Origin of the sequence: Rhizobium sp. AQ_MP (assembly GCF_014237835.1) — a bacterium.
GTDB lineage: Bacteria > Pseudomonadota > Alphaproteobacteria > Rhizobiales > Rhizobiaceae > Allorhizobium.
The window spans coordinates 197,538-218,426 of sequence record NZ_JACJVI010000003.1 but is presented as its reverse complement, the minus strand read 5'-3'; the positions used below and the strand labels follow the sequence as shown (position 1 = coordinate 218,426).

At 62.9% G+C, this 20,889-nt stretch carries 21 protein-coding genes; 19 read left to right on the top strand and 2 right to left on the bottom strand.

Features of this window, described 5'->3' with window-relative positions:
* The first annotated feature begins 80 nt into the window (after positions 1-80).
* Entirely contained in the window at positions 81-4,328 is a 4,248-nt protein-coding gene (locus H6M51_RS06765) for a hypothetical protein (protein ID WP_185809123.1), read from the top strand.
* A 71-nt stretch (positions 4,329-4,399) separates the two neighbouring features.
* On the opposite strand, the gene phnF is transcribed toward H6M51_RS06765, so the two are convergent.
* Complete coding sequence (phnF, locus tag H6M51_RS06760) at positions 4,400-5,119, bottom strand: phosphonate metabolism transcriptional regulator PhnF (protein WP_185809122.1); 720 nt, start codon at positions 5,117-5,119, stop codon at positions 4,400-4,402.
* A 103-nt stretch (positions 5,120-5,222) separates the two neighbouring features.
* On the opposite strand from phnF, the gene phnG reads away from it, so the two are divergent.
* The 18 genes from phnG to H6M51_RS06670 all read left to right on the top strand — a co-directional run bounded on the left by phnG (position 5,223) and on the right by H6M51_RS06670 (position 19,968).
* Positions 5,223-5,693 carry a phosphonate C-P lyase system protein PhnG gene (gene phnG / locus H6M51_RS06755; RefSeq protein WP_185809121.1) on the top strand — a complete coding sequence of 157 codons (471 nt, stop codon included), beginning with the start codon at positions 5,223-5,225 and terminating at the stop codon, positions 5,691-5,693.
* Positions 5,693-6,301 (top strand): phosphonate C-P lyase system protein PhnH, encoded by a 609-nt coding sequence (phnH, locus tag H6M51_RS06750; RefSeq protein ID WP_185809120.1) that lies wholly within the window; start codon positions 5,693-5,695, stop codon positions 6,299-6,301. The genes phnG and phnH overlap by 1 nt, the downstream gene beginning before the upstream one ends.
* Before the next feature lie 3 nt (positions 6,302-6,304).
* On the top strand, positions 6,305-7,411 hold the full coding sequence (locus H6M51_RS06745) for a carbon-phosphorus lyase complex subunit PhnI (protein WP_185809119.1): 1,107 nt from the start codon (positions 6,305-6,307) through the stop codon (positions 7,409-7,411).
* A gap of 11 nt (positions 7,412-7,422) precedes the next feature.
* A complete protein-coding gene (locus H6M51_RS06740) occupies positions 7,423-8,301 on the top strand; it encodes an alpha-D-ribose 1-methylphosphonate 5-phosphate C-P-lyase PhnJ (RefSeq protein WP_185809351.1) in 879 nt (292 codons plus the stop codon).
* 253 nt (positions 8,302-8,554) lie between these two features.
* Complete coding sequence (phnK, locus tag H6M51_RS06735) at positions 8,555-9,331, top strand: phosphonate C-P lyase system protein PhnK (RefSeq protein WP_185809118.1); 777 nt, start codon at positions 8,555-8,557, stop codon at positions 9,329-9,331.
* 37 nt (positions 9,332-9,368) lie between these two features.
* Entirely contained in the window at positions 9,369-10,076 is a 708-nt protein-coding gene (gene phnL, locus H6M51_RS06730) for a phosphonate C-P lyase system protein PhnL (RefSeq protein WP_185809117.1), read from the top strand.
* Positions 10,073-10,687 (top strand): DapH/DapD/GlmU-related protein, encoded by a 615-nt coding sequence (locus tag H6M51_RS06725; RefSeq protein WP_185809116.1) that lies wholly within the window; start codon positions 10,073-10,075, stop codon positions 10,685-10,687. Before phnL ends, H6M51_RS06725 begins: the two co-directional genes overlap by 4 nt.
* Positions 10,688-10,808: 121 nt before the next feature.
* Positions 10,809-11,666, top strand: a complete 858-nt coding sequence (phnC, locus tag H6M51_RS06720) for a phosphonate ABC transporter ATP-binding protein (protein WP_185809115.1) — start codon at positions 10,809-10,811, stop codon at positions 11,664-11,666.
* A 78-nt stretch (positions 11,667-11,744) separates the two neighbouring features.
* On the top strand, positions 11,745-12,650 hold the full coding sequence (gene phnD / locus H6M51_RS06715; protein WP_185809114.1) for a phosphonate ABC transporter substrate-binding protein: 906 nt from the start codon (positions 11,745-11,747) through the stop codon (positions 12,648-12,650).
* 78 nt (positions 12,651-12,728) lie between these two features.
* Positions 12,729-13,691 (top strand): phosphonate ABC transporter, permease protein PhnE, encoded by a 963-nt coding sequence (phnE, locus tag H6M51_RS06710; protein ID WP_113459021.1) that lies wholly within the window; start codon positions 12,729-12,731, stop codon positions 13,689-13,691.
* 7 nt (positions 13,692-13,698) lie between these two features.
* The gene (gene phnE / locus H6M51_RS06705; protein ID WP_185809113.1) at positions 13,699-15,237 is read left to right on the top strand and encodes a phosphonate ABC transporter, permease protein PhnE; all 1,539 of its coding nucleotides are present in this window, start codon (positions 13,699-13,701) and stop codon (positions 15,235-15,237) included.
* 53 nt (positions 15,238-15,290) lie between these two features.
* Complete coding sequence (locus H6M51_RS06700) at positions 15,291-15,992, top strand: DUF1045 domain-containing protein (RefSeq protein ID WP_185809350.1); 702 nt, start codon at positions 15,291-15,293, stop codon at positions 15,990-15,992.
* A gap of 4 nt (positions 15,993-15,996) precedes the next feature.
* Positions 15,997-17,133 (top strand): alpha-D-ribose 1-methylphosphonate 5-triphosphate diphosphatase, encoded by a 1,137-nt coding sequence (locus tag H6M51_RS06695; protein WP_185809112.1) that lies wholly within the window; start codon positions 15,997-15,999, stop codon positions 17,131-17,133.
* On the top strand, positions 17,133-17,735 hold the full coding sequence (phnN, locus tag H6M51_RS06690; protein WP_185809111.1) for a phosphonate metabolism protein/1,5-bisphosphokinase (PRPP-forming) PhnN: 603 nt from the start codon (positions 17,133-17,135) through the stop codon (positions 17,733-17,735). Before H6M51_RS06695 ends, phnN begins: the two co-directional genes overlap by 1 nt.
* A 263-nt stretch (positions 17,736-17,998) precedes the next feature.
* A complete protein-coding gene (rplU, locus tag H6M51_RS06685) occupies positions 17,999-18,313 on the top strand; it encodes a 50S ribosomal protein L21 (RefSeq protein WP_185809110.1) in 315 nt (104 codons plus the stop codon).
* A 36-nt stretch (positions 18,314-18,349) separates the two neighbouring features.
* Positions 18,350-18,619 (top strand): 50S ribosomal protein L27, encoded by a 270-nt coding sequence (gene rpmA, locus H6M51_RS06680; RefSeq protein ID WP_185809109.1) that lies wholly within the window; start codon positions 18,350-18,352, stop codon positions 18,617-18,619.
* 126 nt (positions 18,620-18,745) lie between these two features.
* Positions 18,746-19,384: a GNAT family N-acetyltransferase gene (locus H6M51_RS06675; RefSeq protein ID WP_185809108.1), complete on the top strand. Its 639-nt coding sequence runs from the start codon at positions 18,746-18,748 to the stop codon at positions 19,382-19,384.
* Positions 19,381-19,968: a GNAT family N-acetyltransferase gene (locus tag H6M51_RS06670; RefSeq protein ID WP_185809107.1), complete on the top strand. Its 588-nt coding sequence runs from the start codon at positions 19,381-19,383 to the stop codon at positions 19,966-19,968. The genes H6M51_RS06675 and H6M51_RS06670 overlap by 4 nt, the downstream gene beginning before the upstream one ends.
* 35 nt (positions 19,969-20,003) lie before the next feature.
* Here H6M51_RS06670 and H6M51_RS06665 read toward each other — a convergent pair whose 3' ends face one another.
* Positions 20,004-20,864 (bottom strand): endonuclease/exonuclease/phosphatase family protein, encoded by an 861-nt coding sequence (locus H6M51_RS06665; RefSeq protein WP_185809106.1) that lies wholly within the window; start codon positions 20,862-20,864, stop codon positions 20,004-20,006.
* Between the last annotated feature and the right edge of the window lie 25 nt (positions 20,865-20,889).

Here is a 20,889-nt window from a genome sequence, read left to right as displayed (position 1 = left end):
AACCTCTCGTCTCGGTCGGCCGGATACTGACCGGTCCACCCCTTTTAAGCACATTCGTTTTAAACCAGAGGCCGATTGACATGACGTCGCCGATTTCCCAGCTCAGCCCCGCCCAGATCCGGACACTCTCCAATCAGACGGTCAGTTCGTGGTCCGACGATGAAGTCCGCCAGCTGTCGAGCGCACAAGTCGGCGCCCTGACCTCGTCGCAGGTCGGCGCATTGCAGACCGAGGCGATTGCCGGACTGTCGACGTCGCAGCTGAGAGCGATTGCGCCACGCTCCATCACGGGTCTGACGCTCGACCAGATCGCGGCTCTGTCGACGGAGGACGTCTCCAGTCTGGCAACGACTCAGATCGCCGCGATGACCTCGACCCAGCTCGGAGGCCTGGATACTGCCCAGTCGGAAGCGCTGACTTCAAGCCAGATTGCGCGCCTGACGGCCACCCAGCTGGCTGCCTTCAGCCCCGAAGATCTCGCGACCTTCTCAGGATCGGATATGGCAGCCATCAACACCGCTGCGCTGAGAAGTATGTCGACGCAGGTGCTTTCGGGCCTCTCCACCACGCAGATCGCAGCGCTCAAGACGACCCAGATCGCTGCCTTGACGCCTGCTCAGATTGCCAGCCTGACACCCCAGCAGGCCGCCGCTCTTACCCCGGCGCACATACAGACTTTAAGCGCCACCCAGGTCGCGGCCTTCACCACCGACCAGCTGGGTGCCATGTCGACCACCCAGTTTGCCTCGATCAGCGCCCGTGGGATCGTCGGCTTGACGACCGCGCAGATCACTTCGCTCGCAAACGATAAGATTGCGGCCATGACACCGGCGCAGATGGCCGGACTGACGTCCAGGCAGCTCGGGTCGCTGACGGTCGCGCAGGTCGCGGGCTTCTCCACGACTCAGATCGCGGCAATCAATCCCCGGGCAATCTCTGGTTTGACGACGGAACACATTGCCGGGATGAGCCCGGAGCAGACAGCAGCACTGACCGCGCCCCAGATGGCCGCCCTGACCGGCACCCAGATGTCGGCCTTCTCCGAGGCCCAGCTGTCAGCCCTGACGCCCACCCAGATCCGCGCCCTTGGGGCAACCCAGGTCGCGGCCCTGCCGACGGCGACGGTCGCCGGTTTCACCGCGACACAGATTGCCGCGCTGGTGCCGCGAGCAGTGGCAGGTCTGACGGCCGGCCAGCTGCAGGCCATGAGCACCGAGCAGCTGCAGAGCCTGAGCACGTCGCAGATCGCCGCCATGTCCGCGACTCAGGTATCGAGCCTGTCGCCCACACAGGTCGCAGCTCTCTCGCCGGCTCAGGTCGCAGCCTTCAGCCCGCCGGCAGTGACGGGGCTGACGACGGCACAGATCGGATCGCTCAGCCTCGCACAGCTGGGGGCGATGGCGACGAATCAGATCTCGGCTTTGAAATCGACGCAGGTGGCTGCCTTGACACCTGATCAGATCGCAGGGCTGACACCGGCCCAGATTCGTGGTCTGACAGGCACTCAGGTTGCAGCCATGCCCGCGAATGCACTGGCCAGCTTCTCGGAAGAGCAGGTTGCCGCGCTGAACGCGAAAGCGATTGCGGGGTTGACCGCCGACCAGATCGGCGCCATGTCGGCGGACCAGTTGGACGCGCTTTCGACCGCCCAGATCAGCGCTTTGAGTGCGGCTCAGATCGCGGCACTGCCGGCACAGACGGTCGCAGCCATGACGCCGGCGAAGATCGCGGCGATCAGCGCCAAGGGCATCACCGGCCTGACGGCAGAGCGTATGGCAAATCTTGCGCCGGAGCAGATCGCGGCACTGACCACGACCCAGATCAAGGCCCTCAAGGCTGATCAGCTTGCTGGTCTGACGGCGTTCCAGACAGAGGCGATGACCACCGCACAGATCGGAGCATTGAGTGCGGCCCAGATCACGGCCCTCTCCGTCCAGGCCGTGAAGGCCTGGTCGCCCTCCCAGATCGCAGCAATTGCCCCCGCCGCCATCGCAGGTCTGACGACCGATCAGATCGCAGCCTTGGATGACAGCCAGATCGATGGCATGACAACCGCGCAGATTGCAAAGATGAGCGGCGAGCAGATTGGTGCATTGTCCGAAGTCCAGCTATCCGCCCTGTCTGCGGCCGAGATGGCAGCGATCTCGCCAAGCGCCATCTCCTCGATCGCGGCCGGCAAGATTAAAAGCCTGAGCATCGAACAGATCTCCCGCCTGACGACTGCGCAGATTGCTGCGATGAAAAACGAGCAGATCGTCGCCTTCACGCCGACCCAGCTTGCTTCACTCAGTGCAACTCAGCTCCAGGCCGTCACTGCGGCACAGATCGCCTCACTGTCTCCCAGCAACATCGCCTCCCTCTCGCGCGAGCAGATCGCAGGTCTTTCCGCCCGCACGATTTCCGCCCTGAGCAAGGATCAGATTTCCGCTTTGTCTGCCAGCCAGATCGACGCAATGACGGCAACACAGATCGCTGGTTTGACCGCTGAACAGCTTGGCGTCATGCGCAATGCGGATATTCTGGCATTCGAGCCCGCTGAAATCGCGGCGATCACCACGAATGCTCTAAGCGGTCTCGACACCGAAACCATCGCCGCGTTGAGCCTGGACCAGATCGGGGCGCTCACACCGGCCCAGCTTGGCGCCATGAGCGCGCAACAGATTGGTGCGCTGACGGCGACGCAGGTGGACGCCCTGAGCACGAAGCAGATCGCCGGCCTGGGCGCGACTCAGGCAGCGGCGCTGACGACGGGAGCGCTCGGTGTCATGTCGCAGGAACAGATCGCGGCACTGAGCACGGCCGCAGTGGCCGCCCTGTCGACCACACAGATCGCAGCATTGTCGACCAACCAGATTGAAGCCCTGACGACGGCGCAGATGGGCGCCCTCACTGCCACCCAAGTGGCGGCATTCACGCCCACCCAGCTCTCCAATCTTCCGGCCGCCAAATTTGCGGCAATCGGTGTCGCGGGGATTGGCGGCCTGACGCCCCAGCAGATCGCCGCCTTGGGCTCCGATCAGATCACAGGCATGACGGCCACTCAGCTGGCGGCTTTGAGCGCGAGCCAGGTCGGGGCGCTCACACCGCAGCAGGTGACACTGCTGTCGGCGACCCAGATCGGCGCCTTGACCGCCACACAGGTGGCAGCGCTCTCCAATGACAGCCTTGCCACATTGACGAGCGACAAGATTGCCGCGCTGAACGTCAAGACGATGCCGGGTCTGACGGCCTCGCAAATCGCGTCCATGTCGACAACCCAGATCGAGAGCCTCAGCCAGGCGCAGATCGCTGCTCTCGTCGCGACCCAGGTCAGCGCGCTTTCTGCAGCCCAGCTTGGCACGTTCTCCAATGCGAAGCTTGCAGCCATAGCGCCTGCGGCAATTTCCGGGCTGTCGGCGAGCAATGTCGCCGCATTGAGCCAGGAACAGATCGGCGCTCTGACCCAGGCACAGATCGGCTCGCTGACTTTCGACCAGTTGAATGCACTAAGACCGGACCAGCTCGGTGTGATGACAGCTGCGCAGATCGGCGCGCTGACAGCAACCCAGGTCGCCTCCCTCTCGGCTGGGACGATCTCCGCGCTGACGACGACCCAGATTGCAGCCTTGTCCGCAAAAGCCATTCCCGGCCTGAGCACGGCACAGATCGCCACGCTGACACCAGGTCAGATCGACGCGATGACGTCTGCCCAGTTCGGAGCCTTGAATGCCACCCAGCTCGCCGCCTTCAGCCAGACGGCGCTGGAAACCCTGACCTCGGCGGATATCGCGGCGCTCTCGCCCAACGCCATCGGCGGCCTATCGCCCACCATCTTCGCCACATTGCAGCCTGAACAGATCTCTGCACTGACCACCGGGCAGATCTCGGCAATCAGCTACCACCAGCTGAGAGCGATGACCCAGCCCCAGATCGGTGCGATGACGTCGGCACAGGTCGGCGCGATGAATGCCATCCAGTTGGCAACCCTCGGCACGGATCGGATGGGTTGGCTGAGCACGTCCCAGATTGCGGCCATGGATCCGAAGGCCATTGGCGGTCTGACCGTGGCGCAGATCGGCGTGCTGACGGCGGCGCAGGCTGAGGCCTTTACGCCGGCTCAGGTCGCGGGGCTGAGCTCCACGCAGTTGACCGCGCTCGGAGCCAACAATCTGCGGACCTTCTCGACGGAGGATCTTGCGGCCTTGAGCCAGCAGGCCATTCCGGGCCTGACGGTCAGCCAGATCTCCAACATGACGACCTCGCAGCTCCGGGCGATTACGGCTACCCAGTCGAACAACCTCAGCCCGGAACAGATCGCTGCGATTCTCGCCGCCTATCAGGCCGTCTGATCGAGCTCGAGACACCAGGAGGTCGACCTCCTGGTGTCGCAACCGTTCAGGTGGTCCATATCGGCACCAAGTCAATTCCGGATCGTGAACTGCACCCGATCCGCCGGAAACCGCGTGACTGCAAACTGGATCGGCCGACCGTCAGGATCCGTATTGACCGCCCGCGTCACCAGCACGATGGCGCCCGGCGTCAGCTCGAGATGGGCAACATCGTCCGGCTCGGCATGAACAGCCGAGATCTCCGTCACGTCGCGCAGATAATCCTCGACCCCGCAGTATGATAGCGCCCGCGTGATCGAGCCCGTATCGGCGAACGCCTTGTCGATGCCTTCGAAGCGCTCGGCCGGAAACCACATCGTGGACCGGGAGACGGCACGTCCGTCCGCCTTCCTGATCCCGTCCAGCCTCAGCACCTCGTCACCCGGAGCAAGCTTCAGCCGCTCGATGAGCTCGGGCGTCGCAACCTCCCGTCCGGAGGACAGGAGGATGCCCTTGAGATCACGGGCCTGCTCGCCGATCCCCTCGGTGAAGCGGGTTCGGCGTCCGATCGGAAAATCGAATTTGTCGCGCTGGGTGATCATTGTGCCGCGCCCCTGGGCTGCCCGGACGATCCCCTCCTGAGCAAGCGCCGCCAAGGCTGCCCGCACGGTATGACGGTTGACACCGAATTCCTCCGCCAGCGCCGTTTCCGCCGGCACCATGCCCGTCTTGTCATAGAGACCTGCGAGAATGTTGGCGCGAATCCGGTCGGAAATCTGGCGCCAGAGAGCGACACCCTTTTGTCTCTGCATCACGGAAATACCGGCTCCCTGTCACAAGCTTGTCACGACCACGGGTTACTCCTAAAGTAACTTGTATGGTTGTCTATATTACTAGACATTTCGAGGACTGACAATGCACAGAGCCAACGAAATCGACCCCGGTGCACAGGCCAATCGCAAGCGGATCGTCGATCTGCTGGCGAAAGCCACGCTGACCGAACTTCAAGAAACCCTTGCCGCCTTTGACCAGGCGCCGGCTCACAAAACGCTGCGCGGCCCGGAGACTGGCCTCGTCATGGTCAAGGGCCGTATCGGCGGTGGCGGCGCGCCCTTCAACCTCGGCGAAGCGACGGTCAGCCGGGCAAGCGTGCGGCTCGCAGACGGACGGATCGGCCATGGCTACCGCCTCGGAACCGACCGCAAGGCAGCTGAGCTCTCGGCCGTTCTCGATGCCATGGCGCAGGACGATGCCGCCCGCGCTCTGCTGGAGGCCCGCCTCCTGACGCCTCTCGAAACACGCCTCGCGGCGGAAGCAGAACGGCTCGAAGCCGAAACGGCCGCCACGAAGGTCGATTTCTTCACCATGGTTCGCGGAGAAGACTGATGCTCGACGTGACTGAAAGCCTCGACGGCGGTTTCCCGGATGCCGTCACCCATGCTCAAGCTGTCTTCCGCAGCGTGATGGACGCCATGGCCCGCCCCGGCAGCATCGGTGTCGTCGACGTCGCCGTCGCACCACCCGCACCGATCGGCATTGCGGCAGGCGCCCTGCTGCTGACGCTCTGCGACCACGACACGCCGATCTGGGTCACGCCTTTGCTCGCCAAATCCGCCCTGCCAGGCTGGATCGGCTTCCACACCGGCGCCAGCCTGACGTCCACAAAGACCGATACCAAATTCGCCTTCGTCGAAGCGGGAGCACCGTTCCCTTCGCTCTCACAATTTGCATTGGGAACGCAGGAATACCCGGACCGTTCAACGACGCTGGTCGTAGAGGTCGCATCGCTGGAGGGCGGCCAGCCTCTGCAGCTGTCGGGCCCCGGTATTCGCGACACCGCCACGATCGCCCCGAAGGGTGTGCCTGATACTTTCCTGCGCCAATGGGCCGACAATCGCGCCCTGTTCCCGCGTGGCGTCGATCTGGTGCTGACGGCAGGTCGACGTTTCATCGCGCTCCCGCGCACGACAAAGATCCGCGAGATGGAGGCCTGAGCCATGTATGTTGCCGTCAAGGGTGGCGAGAAAGCCATTGCCAACGCCCACAAGCTGCTCGCTGACCGCCGCCGTGGCGACAGGTCGCTGCCGTCAGTGACGATCGACCAGATCGTTGCCCAGCTCGGCCTCGCCGTGGACCGCGTCATGGCCGAAGCCTCGCTCTATGACTGCGCGCTCGCAGCACTCGCCCTCAAGCAGTCGCGCGGCGACATGATCGAAGCGATCTTCCTGCTGCGCGCCTACCGCACCACGCTGCCGCGCTTCGGCACGTCGCGACCGATCGAAACCGGTGAGATGCGCGTCGAGCGCCGCGTCTCCGCCACCTACAAGGATCTGCCCGGCGGACAGTTGCTCGGCCCCACCTTCGACTATACCCACCGCCTGCTCGACCCCTCGCTGCTCGATGACGAGACGGTGGATATGGGCGAGCAGCGTGAGGAAGGCCTGGATTATGTCATGCGGGTCTCGGACATCCTCGACGGCGAAGGCCTGATCGAGCCGGATGGCGAGATGCCCGAGGATCACATCGCCGGCGACATCACCCGCGAGCCGATGGAATTTCCGATGCCCCGCGACCTGCGCCTCCAGGCGCTGGCCCGTGGCGACGAGGGCTTCCTGCTCGCCCTCGGCTATTCGACCCAGCGCGGTTATGGCCGCACCCACCCCTTTGTCGGTGAAATCCGCATGGGTCTGGTCGAGGTCGAATTCGACGTGCCGGAGCTGGGTTTTGCCGTTTCGCTCGGCGAGATCCGCGTCACCGAATGCCAAATGGTCAATCAGTTCAAGGGTTCGGCCAAGGCCCCGCCGCAGTTCACCCGCGGCTACGGCCTCGTCTTCGGCCAGAGCGAACGCAAGGCCATGTCCATGTCGCTGGTCGATCGGGCGCTACGCACGCAGGAATTCGGCGAGGACGTCGTGGCACCGGCCCAAGACGAGGAATTCGTGATTTCCCATTGCGACAACGTCCAGGCGACCGGTTTCGTCGAACATCTGAAGCTGCCGCATTACGTCGACTTCCAGGCCGAACTCGATCTCGTCCGCCGCATGCGGACAAAGCACGATGCCGCCAAGACAGAACAGACAGATCTGAAGGAGGCCGCAGAATGAGCGCGCCGGCAATGGAACTCGCCACCTACAATTTCGCCTATCTGGACGAACAGACCAAGCGTATGATCCGCCGCGCGATCCTGAAGGCGATCGCCATTCCTGGTTATCAAGTGCCGTTTGCAAGCCGCGAAATGCCCATGCCCTATGGCTGGGGCACCGGCGGCGTGCAAGTCACCGCCTCGATCATCGGGCAGGACGACACGCTGAAGGTCATCGACCAGGGCGCCGACGACACGACAAACGCCGTCTCCATCCGCGCCTTCTTTCAGAAAGTCGCCGAGGTCGCCGTCACCACCAATACCGGCGAAGCGACGATCATCCAGACGCGCCACCGGATACCGGAGGAGACGCTGAAAGAGGGCCAGGTTCTGGTCTACCAGGTGCCGATCCCGGAACCCCTACGCTTCCTTGAGCCGCGCGAGACCGAGACCCGCAAAATGCATGCGCTGGAAGAATACGGCCTTATGCATGTGAAGCTCTACGAAGACATCGCCAAGCATGGCCGCATTGCCACGACTTATGCCTATCCGGTGAAGGTCGAGGGCCGCTACGTGATGGATCCGTCGCCGACACCGAAGTTCGACAATCCGAAGATGCACATGTCGCAAGCCCTGCAGCTCTTCGGCGCGGGCCGTGAAAAGCGCATCTATGCGGTGCCGCCCTATACCGACGTCGTCAGCCTCGACTTCGAGGATCACCCCTTCGAGGTCCAGACCTTCGACAAGCCCTGCGCCCTCTGCGGCGCCCGGAACGTCTATCTCGACGAGGTCGTGCTCGACGACAAGGGCGGCCGGATGTTCGTCTGCTCGGATACCGACCACTGCGAGACACGCCAGGCGGAAGGCCATGTCGGCGAGATGCTCTTCCAGAAAAAGGAGGCCGCGGAATGAAGGTTGCATTCGCGGCTCACCCCCCTCTGCCCTGCCGGGCATCTCCCCCTCAAGGGGGGAGATCAGCTCACGGCCTCGTCGGCTGGCCAACCACCACCGGTAGACAAATCTCTTCTGAGAGATCGACCGAACCTAGGGCGTTTACTGGCTGGACGCGCAATCGCCGCCAACCGATCTCCCCCCTTGAGGGGGAGATGGCCGGCAGGCCAGAGGGGGGTAACGCCCAGCTCAAAATTACCTGGAGGATCGCCCGATGAGCGAGCAACCGCTTCTGAAAGTTCGCAACCTCTCGAAATTCTACGGCAGCCGGATCGGCTGCTCGAACGTCTCCTTCGATCTCTGGCCGGGCGAAGTGCTCGCCATTGTCGGCGAAAGCGGCTCGGGCAAGACGACACTTCTGAACTGCCTCTCGACCCGGCTGATGCCGACGACGGGCAGCGTCGACTACCACATGCGCGACGGCCAATACCGCGAGCTCTACCATATGGGCGAGGCGGAACGCCGATTCCTGATGCGCACCGACTGGGGCTTCGTGCACCAGAACCCGTCTGACGGTCTGCGCATGACCGTCTCGGCCGGCGCCAATGTCGGCGAGCGCCTGATGGCCATCGGTGACAGGCACTATGGGAAGATCCGCCAGACGGCGAGCGAATGGCTGGAACGCGTCGAGATCTCGACCGACCGCATCGACGACCAGCCGCGCGCCTTTTCGGGCGGCATGCGCCAGCGCCTGCAGATCGCCCGCAATCTTGTGACAGGACCCCGCCTTGTCTTCATGGACGAGCCGACCGGCGGTCTCGATGTCTCGGTTCAGGCACGCCTGCTCGATCTCGTCCGCGGCCTCGTCAACGACCTCGGCCTCTCGGCCATCGTCGTCACCCACGACCTCGCGGTCGCCCGCCTGCTCTCGCACCGGATGATGGTGATGAAGGACGGTCATGTCATCGAACACGGGCTGACCGATCGCGTGCTCGACGACCCCCGCGAACCCTATACCCAGCTGCTCGTCTCCTCGATCCTCCAGGTCTGACATCCAAGTCTGACGGACGTCGCGAAAGGAAAATATCATGCCGACCCCGCTCATCGTTTCGGAAGTGGCGAAAAGCTTCACCATGCACCTGCGCGGTGGGCTGGTCCTTCCGGTCGTGGCCAATGTCTCGTTTTCTGTCACAGCCGGGGAATGCGTCGTGCTCGGCGGCCCCTCGGGCATCGGCAAGAGTTCGATCCTGAAGATGCTCTACGGCAACTACGCCGTCGACCAGGGCCAGATCCTCATCAACCACGGCGGCCGCATTGTCGACATCGCCTCGGCAGATCCCCGCACGGTGCTCGAAGTCCGACGCGGCACGCTGGGTTATGTCAGCCAGTTCCTGCGCACCGTCCCGCGCGTCTCGACCCTCGACGTGGTGGCCGAACCGCTCGTCGCCCGCGGTGTTTCGACGGACGAAGCACGCGACCGCGCCGCTGAGCTCCTGAGCCGGCTAAACTTGCCGCGCGATCTCTGGCAGCTGCCGCCCTCCACCTTCTCCGGTGGCGAACAGCAGCGCGTCAACATCGCCCGTGGCTTCATCACCGACCACGCCGTGCTGTTGCTGGATGAGCCGACCGCCTCGCTCGACGCGGCCAATCGCGCTGTCGTGGTCTCGATGATCCGCGCGAAGAAGGATGCCGGTGTTGCCCTGCTTGGCATTTTCCACGACGAGGAAGTGCGCGAAGCCGTCGCCGACCGCATTCTCGACGTCATGCAGTTTTCACCGCGAAAGGTCGCGGCATGACGAAGAAGCTCGGGCTTGAGCCCCTCGTCCACGAAACCGCCCGGGTCGTCAATTCGACCCTTGGCCGCTACACCGAAGTCGCCGATCGATGCCGTCTCGATGAAGTCGAGATGGGCGACTACTCCTACATCATGCAGGACGGCGCCGTCTGGTGCGCGACGATCGGCAAGTTCGCCAACATCGCAGCCGCCGTCCGCATCAACGCCACCAATCACCCGACCTGGCGCCCCACCCTGCACCACTTCACCTATCGCGCCGCCGACTATTTCGACGGCGCGGAAAACGACCACGACTTCTTTGCCTGGCGCCGCGATAACAGGGTGTCGATCGGCCACGATGTCTGGATCGGCCACGGCGCAACCGTGCTGCCCGGCGTCACTGTCGGCGATGGCGCGGTGATCGGAGCGGGCGCCGTCGTTTCCCGCGATGTTGCCCCCTACACCATCGTCGGCGGCGTGCCGGCAAAGCTGATCCGCGAGCGTTTTCCAAAGTCGGTCGCCGAGCGCATGCAGGCGCTTGCCTGGTGGGACTGGGATCACGACCGTCTCTTTGGCGCGCTTGAGGATTTCCGTCACATGGACGCGGAAAACTTCCTCGAAAAGTACGCCTAAGCCCAAGCATTTCAGCGGCTTGGCTGGTTTCACAAATCCTACACGAAACTGACATTCGCATTTCACGGGCCAAGGCTAATGCCTATCCAGCACCGCAATCAATGACGGCGAAGGAAAGACGATGCTCTTCAGGCTGGACAACCTCACCCGCCAGTTCGGAACCAACAAGGCCGTAGACTCGGTCACGCTTGAGATCCCGGCTGGCCAGATGGTCGGCGTGATCGGCCGCTCCGGCGCCGGCAAATCGACGCTGCTGCGCATGATTAACCGCCTGGTCGACCCGACCTCCGGCAGCATCCGTTTCGGCGATCTCGAGATCTCCAATCTGCATGGCACGGCGCTCCGCAACTGGCAGCGCGACTGCGCCATGATCTTCCAGCAGTTCAACCTGGTGCCGCGTCTCGACGTGCTGACCAATGTCCTGCTTGGCCGCCTCAATCACCGTTCGACGGCCCTCTCGATCCTCAATGTCTTCACCCGCGAGGAGCGCCTGATGGCGATCGCCGCTCTCGAGCGTCTGGGCATCGAGCAGACCGCCCTCCAAGCAGCCGGCACCCTGTCGGGTGGCCAGCAGCAGCGCGTGGCAATTGCCCGCGCCCTGATGCAGTCGCCGAAAATGGTGCTGGCTGACGAGCCGATCGCCTCGCTTGATCCCCTCAACGCCAAGATCGTTATGGATGCGCTCCGCGACATCAACGAGAGCGAAGGCATCACCGTCATCACCAATCTCCACACGCTGGATACCGCCCGCAATTACTGCGAGCGCATCATCGGCATGGCCCGTGGTCGCGTGGTTTTCGACGGCTCGCCGAACGAACTCACGGCCGAGGCTGTGCATGAAATCTACGGCGCCGACCAGCATGGCGCCGGCATCGACGAGACCATGACCTCGACGAGCATCAACATTGCGCATCAGGACAATGTGCAGCGCAAGATCCCATCCGCTGGCCTCCGCCCTCTCGCCGTCGCTGAGGCCTGAGCCACGAAGATCGCTGGCCCTGCGACACGGGCGATACGTCAAGACATACCCTCATCCTACGAAACAGGAGATGAACTCATGTTGAAGAAGACCCTGCTCGCCACGGCGGCTCTCGTTGCTCTGGCCTCCGGCGTTCACGCCGAAGACCTCAAGGAATTCCGGATCGGCATCCTCGGCGGCGAAAACGAAGCCGACCGCCTGCGCAACTTCCAGTGCATGACCGAAAAGCTGCCGTCGGTTCTCGGCGTAGAAAAGGTCTCGCTCTTCCCGGCCGCCGACTATGACGGCGTCGTTCAGGGCCTGCTCGGCGGCACGCTCGACTACGCCGAACTCGGCGCATCGGCCTTCGCCAAGGTGTACCTCGCCAAGGCTGACGCCGTCGAGCCGATCCTGACCACCGTTCAGACCGACGGCTCCAGCGGCTACTATTCGATCATGGTTGCCCGCAAGGACAGCGGCATCACCAAGATCGAAGACATCAAGGGCAAGAAGCTCGGCTATGCCGATCCGGACTCCACCTCCGGCTACCTCGTGCCGCTCGTCACCTTGCCGGAAGCCCTCGGCGCCCCGGTTGACCAGGTTGTCGCTTCCACCGGCTTCGGCGGCGGTCACGAGAACCTCGTTCTCGAAGTGGTCAAGGGCACCTTCGACGTCGGCACGACCTGGGGTTCGGGCGTTGGCGAATTTAAGGACGGCTACACCTCGGGCAACCTGAAGAAGATGGTCGACAAGGGCATCCTGAACATGGACGACCTGGTCGAAGTCTGGAAGTCCCCGCTGATCCCGAACGGCCCGGTCGTCGTTCGCACCTCGATGAACGAAGACATGAAGGCGAAGTTCAAGCAGTTCATGATGGACCTGCCGACCTCCGACCCGGCCTGCTTCTCGGCTATTCAGGGTGGCGACTTCAAGGGCTTCACCGAAGTGACGGTCGACTTCTACAAGCCGATCATCGACGCTCGTAAGGCCACCATCGGCGGCTGATCGCAACGCATCCCAGAAGACCGCCGGTGGATACCGCCGGCGGTCTTTCCTTTCCGTCTATTCGAAGGACTTGCGGCAATGGCCATGATGGCGACCCAGCCCCCATTGAGCGAACGCGGCGCCATTGTCGAGCGCCACTGGCAGGAACTTGCCGCAAAGCGGCGGATGTATACGGGCTTGAGTCTCGTCATCCTGTTTCTCGCCGTCACCGGATCGCTCTGGTTCGCCAACGAGACGAATGCCGGCAAGTTCTTTGACAGGCTGCCCTATCTCTTCGATTTCGTCGGCGAGCTCGTCCCCCGCGATGGCTGGGAAATCTGGCGCGCCCTCTTCGACCTGCCGTCGCCCTATGACGATGGGAGCCTGAAATACAATTATCCGGAAGGCCGGTTCTACATCACCGAGAGCCTCTACATCCCGGAATACTTCCACAAGATGCTCGAGACGGTGAACATCGCACTGCTCTCGACCGTGATCGCCATGATCTTCGGCTATGCACTGGCATTCCTGGCGGCGAAGAACACCATGCCGAGCGCCTGGATCCGCTGGCCGGTGCGCCGCGTCATGGAAATCCTGCGCGCCTTCCCGGAAGTCGTCATTGCCGGTTTCTTCCTGGCGATCCTCTCGCTTGGACCGATTCCGGCGATCATCGCCGTCACCGTCCACACGATCGGCGCCCTCGGAAAGCTCTTCTTCGAGGTGATCGAAAACGCCGACATGCGGCCGGACGAGGGGCTGAGAGCGGTCGGCGCCAACTGGTTCGAGCGCGTCTGGTTCGCCATCACGCCGCAGGTCATGCCGAACTTCATGAGCTATTTCCTGCTGCGCCTGGAGATCAACGTCCGCGCCTCGACCATCATCGGCGCGGTCGGCGGCGGCGGCATCGGCGAAGCCCTGCGCCTGTCGATCGGCCAGGGCCATGAAGCCAAGACGCTCGCGATCATTCTCCTTCTTCTGTCGACGGTGATTGCCGTGGACCAATTCTCTGCCTGGCTCCGCCGCAAGCTTGTCGGCGATCAGGCCTTCCAGTCGGTCACGTGAGGTTTTGATGTCCATGATGAACGCCGCCGAACTGAACCGTCTGGCTGAACGCTATCCGCAGGTGCTGGAGCGCAGTTTCTGGCAACGCTATCGGATCCCCGTCTCGGTCGGGATTGTCGCGCTCTATTTCCTGTTCTGCTGGTGGTTCTTCGCCATTGGCAAGACGCTCTCTGAAGCCAATTGGGGCATCGCGGGCAATTACCTCGCCGACTGGGTGTCCTACGAAATCCGTCCGGAATTCGACATTGACCGGGATGGAGCGCTGACGATCAGCTATCCCCGCTTCGATCCGATCGGTCCCAATCCGAACCCCGACTGGATTGAAACGACACGCGAAACGATAAACCGGTCAGAGACGGCTACGCCGTCGGCTGCCGCCCCGGCTTCCGCTGCCCCGAAAGCCGGCTCCTCTTTCAGCTTCATGGCATCCCCGACACCGCAGGCACCGGCACCGGCCGCAACCACCGGAACGCAGTCAGCAGCACCGACGACAGCGGCGGCGGCGACATCGCAAGAGGTCATCACGGAAGCCCGCGTCGCATTGTCGGATAGCGCTTCACTCGATATCTCGGGTGGTAGAGTGACGCTGAAGCGAGGCGACGAGACGGTCACTCTGCTGCTTGATGCAGTCAGGGATACCGTCACGATTGAAGGCAGCAGTCCGGACTGGGTGGAGCAACGCCTCGAGGGCGGTCGTGTTGTCGCCTATTTCGGTTCCGCCGGCTGGATCGACGTTTCCTCTGACCGTGTCCGCGTCCGCAAGCGCTTCTTCGGCTGGGAAAACTTCATCTTTGATACCAACTCGCCTTTCTTCGGCCTCTCCACGGGCGAAGTCTGGCAGAAGATTACCTCGGATGAACGCATCGATCCGAAGATGAGCAATCTGGCACTGGCCTGGAACAACATCCTCTATAACGCCTCCTGGCAGCATCTCGACGTCTGGACCAAGCTGCTTCAGACCATCGTCATGGCCTTCATGGGCACGCTTCTCGCGGTTCTCGTCGCCTTCCCGCTGTCCTTCATCGCGGCGCGCAACATCACCCGCAACCGCCCCGTCAACCAGTTGACCAAGCGCTTCTTCGACTTCGTCCGGTCGGTCGACATGCTGATCTGGGCGCTGTTCTTCACCCGCGCCTTTGGTCCCGGACCACTCGCTGGCATCTCGGCGATCTTCATTACCGATGCAGGCACGCTTGGAAAGCTCTACGCCGAAGCGCTTGAAAACATCGACGACAAGCAGCGCGAGGGCGTCAAATCCGTCGGCGCCCCGTCGGCAGCCGTGCAGCGATTCGGTGTGCTGCCGCAAGTCATGCCGGTCTTTGCCTCCCAGGCGCTCTACTTCTGGGAATCGAACACCCGCTCGGCCACGATCATCGGTGCCGTCGGTGCCGGCGGCATCGGTCTCAAACTCTGGGAAGCCATGCGCACCAATTCCGACTGGGAAAATGTCGCCTACATGGTGCTCTTGATCCTGATCGTGGTGTTTCTCTTCGACGCCATCTCCAATAGCCTGCGCTCACGCCTGATCGGCAAGAGTCGCCACTGACATGAAAGGCGCGGGGATAGAACCCCGCGCTACCTGACACGAAAGACATGCACGTGCGTTACGCCCTCTATTTCGCCCCTTCCGCCGACGATCCGCTCAACCTGACGGCAGCGGAGTGGCTCGGACGCGATGCCTACACCAATGTCGGCTATGCAAGGGCAGCGGAAGGCGGTCTTTCGGCCGAAAACCTGGATGCGCTGACGGCCGATCCCAGGCGCTACGGCTTTCACGCAACACTCAAGGCTCCCTTTCACCTGGCAGAGGACAAAAGGGAAGCAGATCTCCTGAAGGCGATGGAAGCCTTTGCTGCGGATACCTCCGCCTTCGATATCCCATCCGTGACCGTCGGCCAGCTTGGTCAATTCTTCGCACTGGTTCCCGAAAGCCTTCATCCGCCGCTGCAGCAATTCGCAGCCGATGTGGTCGAAACCTTCGAGCCCTTCCGCGCCCCGCTGTCCGAAGCGGATATCGCAAGGCGCAAGCCGGACACACTGCCGCCCGGTCAACGTGAAAACCTCATGCGCTGGGGTTATCCTTACGTCTTCGACGACTTCCGCTTCCACATGACGCTAACCGGGCCCGTGCCGGAAGCCCAGGCGCCTGTCATGGCCGGCATCCTTGCCGACAGATTTGCATCTTTCATCGGACGTCCCCTGCGGATCGACGGTCTTGTACTCTTCGTCGAGCCCGAGCGCGGCGCGCCCTTTCTCGTCCATTCATGGCTGCCGTTGAAGGCTGCCCAACAGAACGGCTGATCCCATGTCCGAACAGATCTTTTCCAATGCCCGCATCGTCCTTGAAGACCGGATCGTCGACGGCAGTGTCGTGGTCCGCGACGGCCTGATCGCCGAAATCGATGAAGGCCCGAGCAGCACCGGCGAGGACTTGGGCGGCGACTACCTGATCCCGGGCCTCGTCGAACTGCACACCGATCACCTGGAGTCCCATTACTCGCCCCGCCCCGGCGTGCGCTGGCACATGACCTCGGCCATCCAGGCCCATGATGCACAGATCGTCACTTCCGGCATCACCACCGTCTTCGACTGCCTGCGCATGGGCTCGGACGAGGACGGCGGCTTCGACAAGGGCGAGATGCGCGACATGGCGGATGCGATCCAGGCCGCCGAACGCGACGACCGCCTGCGCGCGGAGCACCTCATCCACCTGCGCTGTGAAGTCGCCTCCGACAATGTGCTGGAGCATTTCGCTGACTTCGAGAACGACCCGCATGTGCGCCTGGTATCGCTGATGGACCATTCCCCGGGCCAGCGTCAGTTCCAGACGATGGAGCAGTACACGCTCTACTACAAGACCAAGCGCGGCCTGACCGACGAACAGTTCGCCCGCTTCGTCGAAAGCCGCCTGCAGCTCTCGCAGCGCTTTTCGACATTGCATCGCGATACACTCGCCAAGGCCTGCGCCGAGCGTGGCATCACGGTCGCAAGCCATGACGATGCGACGCTCGCCCATGTCGAGGAAGCGAAGGGCCATGGCGTGAAACTCGCGGAATTTCCGACCAGCATCGAGGCCGCAGAGGCCTCGCACCAATCGGGCATGAGCGTGCTGATGGGGGCCCCCAACGTCGTGCGCGGCAAGTCCCATTCCGGCAACATCGCCGCCCGTGACCTCGCCAAGCGCGGCGTGCTCGACGTCCTCTCCTCCGACTACGTACCGCTCAGCCTGCTGCATGCGAGCTTCGTTCTGGCAGACGAGATCGATGGCATCTCGCTCCCCCAGGCCATCGCCATGGTCACGGCGACGCCCGCCCGCACCGTCAGCCTCGACGACCGCGGTCGCATCGAAACCGGGCTGCGTGCCGATCTCGTCCGCTTACGCCGCGATGAAGGCGTGCCGGTGATCCGCGCCGTCTGGCGCGAAGGGCGCCGGGTGGCCTGATGACACAAGCGGCGACAGGCGTGGCACCGGAAGGAGATCCGCCGGCACGGGGCGCGGTGATTGCCGTCGTCGGCCCGAGCGGCGTCGGCAAGGACAGTCTTATGGACTTCGCCCGCAAGCGGTTCTCCGGTCTCACGGATATACACTTCGTACGCCGAATGATCACACGCCCGAAGGATTCCATCGGCGAGGACCACGAACCCGTCACCGCTGAGACCTTCGAGACCCTCGCGCGGTCAGGCGCCTTTGCCGTGCACTGGAAGGCCCACGGCCTCGGCTATGGCATTCCGGCCAGTGTCCATGACGACCTTGCCGCCGGCCATATCGTCATCGTCAACGGATCCCGCTCTGCACTTGATGCGTTTCGGACCGCCTTTCCCCGTCTGCTGGTGATCAACGTCACGGCCCACCCGGAGGTGCTGGCAAAGCGTCTCTCAGCGCGCGGACGCGAAACGGCAGCCGATATCGAGGCAAGACTTGCCCGCGCAACGGATCCCTTGCCCGAGGACATGCATGTCGTGACCATCGACAACAGCGGGGATCTGGCTGTGGCAGGCAGGCGACTGGTGGACATCGTCGAAGGTTTGCGGAGCGAAGTCTGAGCGCAATTGCGCGTGAAAATTGATTGTGATGCCACACGGCCTGCTCTAAGCGCTGCGCGCGCGGGCTTTTTGCCGCTTTCTCCTTGACACCCCGCCCACCCTCACGTATGCGACCCTCGACTTAAAGCGTGGGCGAACTGCGCCTTTCGTTCTTCGCGATCCGCGAAGCCCAACCGGCGGGACCCAAAAGTCCCGCTCCTCCGACTGGCAAAAAGACGGCCCCTCGCAAGGGGAGAGCCGGAACGAACATGAAAGGATAAAAAATGTTCGCAGTCATCAAGACCGGCGGTAAGCAGTACCGCGTGAACGCCAACGACGTGCTGACCATCGAAAAGCTGGAAGCCGAAGCTGGCGCAACCATCGAATTCACCGAGATTCTCGTCGTCGGCGAAGGCGAAACCGCAACCATCGGCGCGCCCTTCGTGGCTGGCGCCAAGGTCAAGGCCGAAGTTGTCGAGCAGACCCGCGGCAAGAAGGTCATCGCCTTCAAGAAGCGTCGTCGCCAGAACTCGAAGCGTTCGCGCGGCCATCGTCAGCACCACACCGTGGTGCGCATCACCGACATCGTCGCTGCCTGAAGCGCGTCTAACTACAAGGTTTAAAGGAGAACTCCCATGGCACACAAAAAAGCTGGCGGTTCCTCGCGCAACGGTCGCGATTCCAATTCCAAGCGCCTCGGCGTGAAGAAGTTCGGTGGCGAAATCGTCATTCCGGGCAACATCATCGTGCGTCAGCGCGGCACCCAGTGGCATCCGGGCGCGAATGTCGGCATGGGCAAGGACCATACCCTCTTTGCACTTACGGCCGGCAACGTGGACTACCGTACGAAGTCGAACGGTCGAGTCTACGTGTCTGTAATGCCGAAAGCCGAAGCAGCGGAATAAGCCGGTAGCGCTCTAAAACAGCCGGCGTCTCATCGACCCGGCTGACCGCACCAGGTTCAGTCTAGAAAAAAGGGGAGATGGGGCGCCATCTCCCCTTTTTTCTTGTCCAACGAAGGAGACTGAACCATGGAAAGCTTATTGATGAGGGATGACCAGTCACGGTCGCCCGAAGAGCGGCCAAGGCCCGATCGGCCGAGGAGCGATTGCCCTGTCTTGTTGTCGCAAAGGCTGGTCCTGCGCGCACCCCACATCGAAGACATCGACGCCCTTGCCCATCTCGCCAACAACGCCGCCATCGCCACCATGGTGGCGCGCATGCCGCATCCCTACACGGCAAAAGACGCGGCCGACTTCGTGCGACGCACGAATATCGGCGAGATTGGCAAGTGCGTCTATGCCATCACGAAAGCGGACAATGGCGAGTTTCTCGGCTGCTGCGCGCTGGAGCCCAATCCGGCCGACGATACCATCCTGGAAATGGGCTATTGGCTGGGCGAACCCTACTGGAACAAGGGTTATGCGACGGAAGCAACCCATGCGTTGATCGACATGGCCTTCCGCACCCGCGAATGGGTTTCCCGCATCGATGCGCGCTGCCGGGTGACCAACATCGCCTCGCGCCGTGTCATCCAGAAGTGCGGCTTCCAGTTCCAGGGCACCGGCATGGTCGGCAACCTCGCCATGGGCGGCACTGTGCCCGTCGAATGGTACAGGCTCGACCGCAAGACCTGGTTGTCCCTGAAGAGCTGGGGGGAAATGCGATGAGCGCGATGCTGGCCGAAAGACCGGTCACGGCACCGACAATGCCGGGCCCCTGCCCGGTCATCGAAACCCAACGGCTCGTCCTGCGCCCGCACCGGATGCAGGATGCGGACGCCATCGCCAACTCGCTCGGCGATTTCGCCGTCGCCCGCATGCTGACCCGCGTACCCGTTCCCTATGATCGGGAGGATGGGCGCGATTGGCTCAACATGGTGACCGCAGGCCTGAAGCCGGATTGGCACTTCGCCATCACCTTGGATGGGGTGCATGTCGGCGTCGTCTCGCTGGAAGTCCGCCATGGCCTCTGGCACCTGGGATACTGGCTGAACCGCTTCTATTGGGGCAAGGGCATCATGTCCGAAGCGGTCGAGGCAGCTCTTGAGCGCTTCTTTCGCCGTATGCCCGGGGTCGAGATCGCAAGCGGCGCCTTTGCCGACAACCCGGCTTCGCTCCGGGTGCTGGAAGGCCGCGGCTTCCGCATCATCGGGGTGCGTGACGTCTACTCGAAAGCGCGCGGACAGATGGTGCCGCTCGTTGAGACGCGCCTTAGCCTGACGGATTTTTCAGGCAGACGACGAGAAGCATAGCCAGCAATACTCCGGGCGCTCGTCGCCCGGAGCCACTACTCCCTAAGCTCAACCCAAACAGGCAGATGGTCAGATCCCACGGCCGACACGTCCACCCGGCAGGTCTTGAGCCGGGAAACCAGACCACCACTGACGAAGCAGTAGTCGAGATGCATACGCCGCGAACCGTCCTCGCTGATCCAGCTATGACCGCCCTCGGGACGGGCCTTGAGATATGCTTCGGCATCGGTCGGAAATCCCGCCCTCGGCGCGCGTCCGTAATAGGCGTCGTTGCGCCCGACCATGGCGATGTATTCGGGGCTCTCCGGCTCCATGTTGAAATCGCCCATGATGACAAAGTCCTCCGGCAGCGGCGGATCCGAAACCGCGAACTCGATCGCACCCGTCAGTGCCCCTCCCTCGGAGAGATAGCCGCAGACACGCTCCTTGAGAAAGGCGATCTGCGCGATGCGTTCGTCCGGGGAGACATGGTCGAGATGGACCGAATATACCCGCAACGCCCCGCCTGGCGCGTCGATGACCGTCTCCAGCGCACCCCGCTGGAGGTTCAGCTTGTCGAAGGTGCGGTTACGCGGCAGCAGCAGGTTGCGGGTGGCGCGAATCGGGAAGCGCGACAGCACCATATTGCCGAACTGGAAGCGCCGCTCGCGCAGCCGGCCATCGGCGACGGTGTGATCCACCAGCACGTCGCAGGCTGCCCCGAAGGCCGCAAAGTAATCGGGAAACTGTGCGGAAAAGATCTCGACCAGATCGGCATGATCGTTTCGGCTGTATCCGCGCGTGACCTCCTGCAGCGCAATCACATCGGCATCGCGGATGCTATCTGCGATTCGAACAGGGTCGAAACAACCGTCCTGACCGAAGCCATACTGGATGTTGTAGCTGACGAACTTCACGATACTCTTTGACCTCCGCTTCAAG

Excerpts from the sequence above, each read along its gene's own strand:
- phnF (WP_185809122.1), bottom strand. The coding sequence starts at position 5,119 with ATGCAGAGACAAAAGGGTGTCGCTCTCTGGCGCCAGATTTCCGACCGG.
- phnH (WP_185809120.1), top strand. The coding sequence starts at position 5,693 with ATGCTCGACGTGACTGAAAGCCTCGACGGCGGTTTCCCGGATGCCGTC.
- phnK (WP_185809118.1), top strand. The coding sequence starts at position 8,555 with ATGAGCGAGCAACCGCTTCTGAAAGTTCGCAACCTCTCGAAATTCTAC.
- H6M51_RS06725 (WP_185809116.1), top strand. The coding sequence starts at position 10,073 with ATGACGAAGAAGCTCGGGCTTGAGCCCCTCGTCCACGAAACCGCCCGG.
- H6M51_RS06695 (WP_185809112.1), top strand. The coding sequence starts at position 15,997 with ATGTCCGAACAGATCTTTTCCAATGCCCGCATCGTCCTTGAAGACCGG.
- phnC (WP_185809115.1), top strand. The coding sequence starts at position 10,809 with ATGCTCTTCAGGCTGGACAACCTCACCCGCCAGTTCGGAACCAACAAG.
- rplU (WP_185809110.1), top strand. The coding sequence starts at position 17,999 with ATGTTCGCAGTCATCAAGACCGGCGGTAAGCAGTACCGCGTGAACGCC.
- phnL (WP_185809117.1), top strand. The coding sequence starts at position 9,369 with ATGCCGACCCCGCTCATCGTTTCGGAAGTGGCGAAAAGCTTCACCATG.
- phnE (WP_113459021.1), top strand. The coding sequence starts at position 12,729 with ATGGCCATGATGGCGACCCAGCCCCCATTGAGCGAACGCGGCGCCATT.
- H6M51_RS06740 (WP_185809351.1), top strand. The coding sequence starts at position 7,423 with ATGGAACTCGCCACCTACAATTTCGCCTATCTGGACGAACAGACCAAG.
- H6M51_RS06675 (WP_185809108.1), top strand. The coding sequence starts at position 18,746 with ATGGAAAGCTTATTGATGAGGGATGACCAGTCACGGTCGCCCGAAGAG.
- H6M51_RS06745 (WP_185809119.1), top strand. The coding sequence starts at position 6,305 with ATGTATGTTGCCGTCAAGGGTGGCGAGAAAGCCATTGCCAACGCCCAC.
- H6M51_RS06765 (WP_185809123.1), top strand. The coding sequence starts at position 81 with ATGACGTCGCCGATTTCCCAGCTCAGCCCCGCCCAGATCCGGACACTC.
- phnN (WP_185809111.1), top strand. The coding sequence starts at position 17,133 with ATGACACAAGCGGCGACAGGCGTGGCACCGGAAGGAGATCCGCCGGCA.
- rpmA (WP_185809109.1), top strand. The coding sequence starts at position 18,350 with ATGGCACACAAAAAAGCTGGCGGTTCCTCGCGCAACGGTCGCGATTCC.
- phnG (WP_185809121.1), top strand. The coding sequence starts at position 5,223 with ATGCACAGAGCCAACGAAATCGACCCCGGTGCACAGGCCAATCGCAAG.
- phnD (WP_185809114.1), top strand. The coding sequence starts at position 11,745 with ATGTTGAAGAAGACCCTGCTCGCCACGGCGGCTCTCGTTGCTCTGGCC.
- H6M51_RS06670 (WP_185809107.1), top strand. The coding sequence starts at position 19,381 with ATGAGCGCGATGCTGGCCGAAAGACCGGTCACGGCACCGACAATGCCG.
- phnE (WP_185809113.1), top strand. The coding sequence starts at position 13,699 with ATGTCCATGATGAACGCCGCCGAACTGAACCGTCTGGCTGAACGCTAT.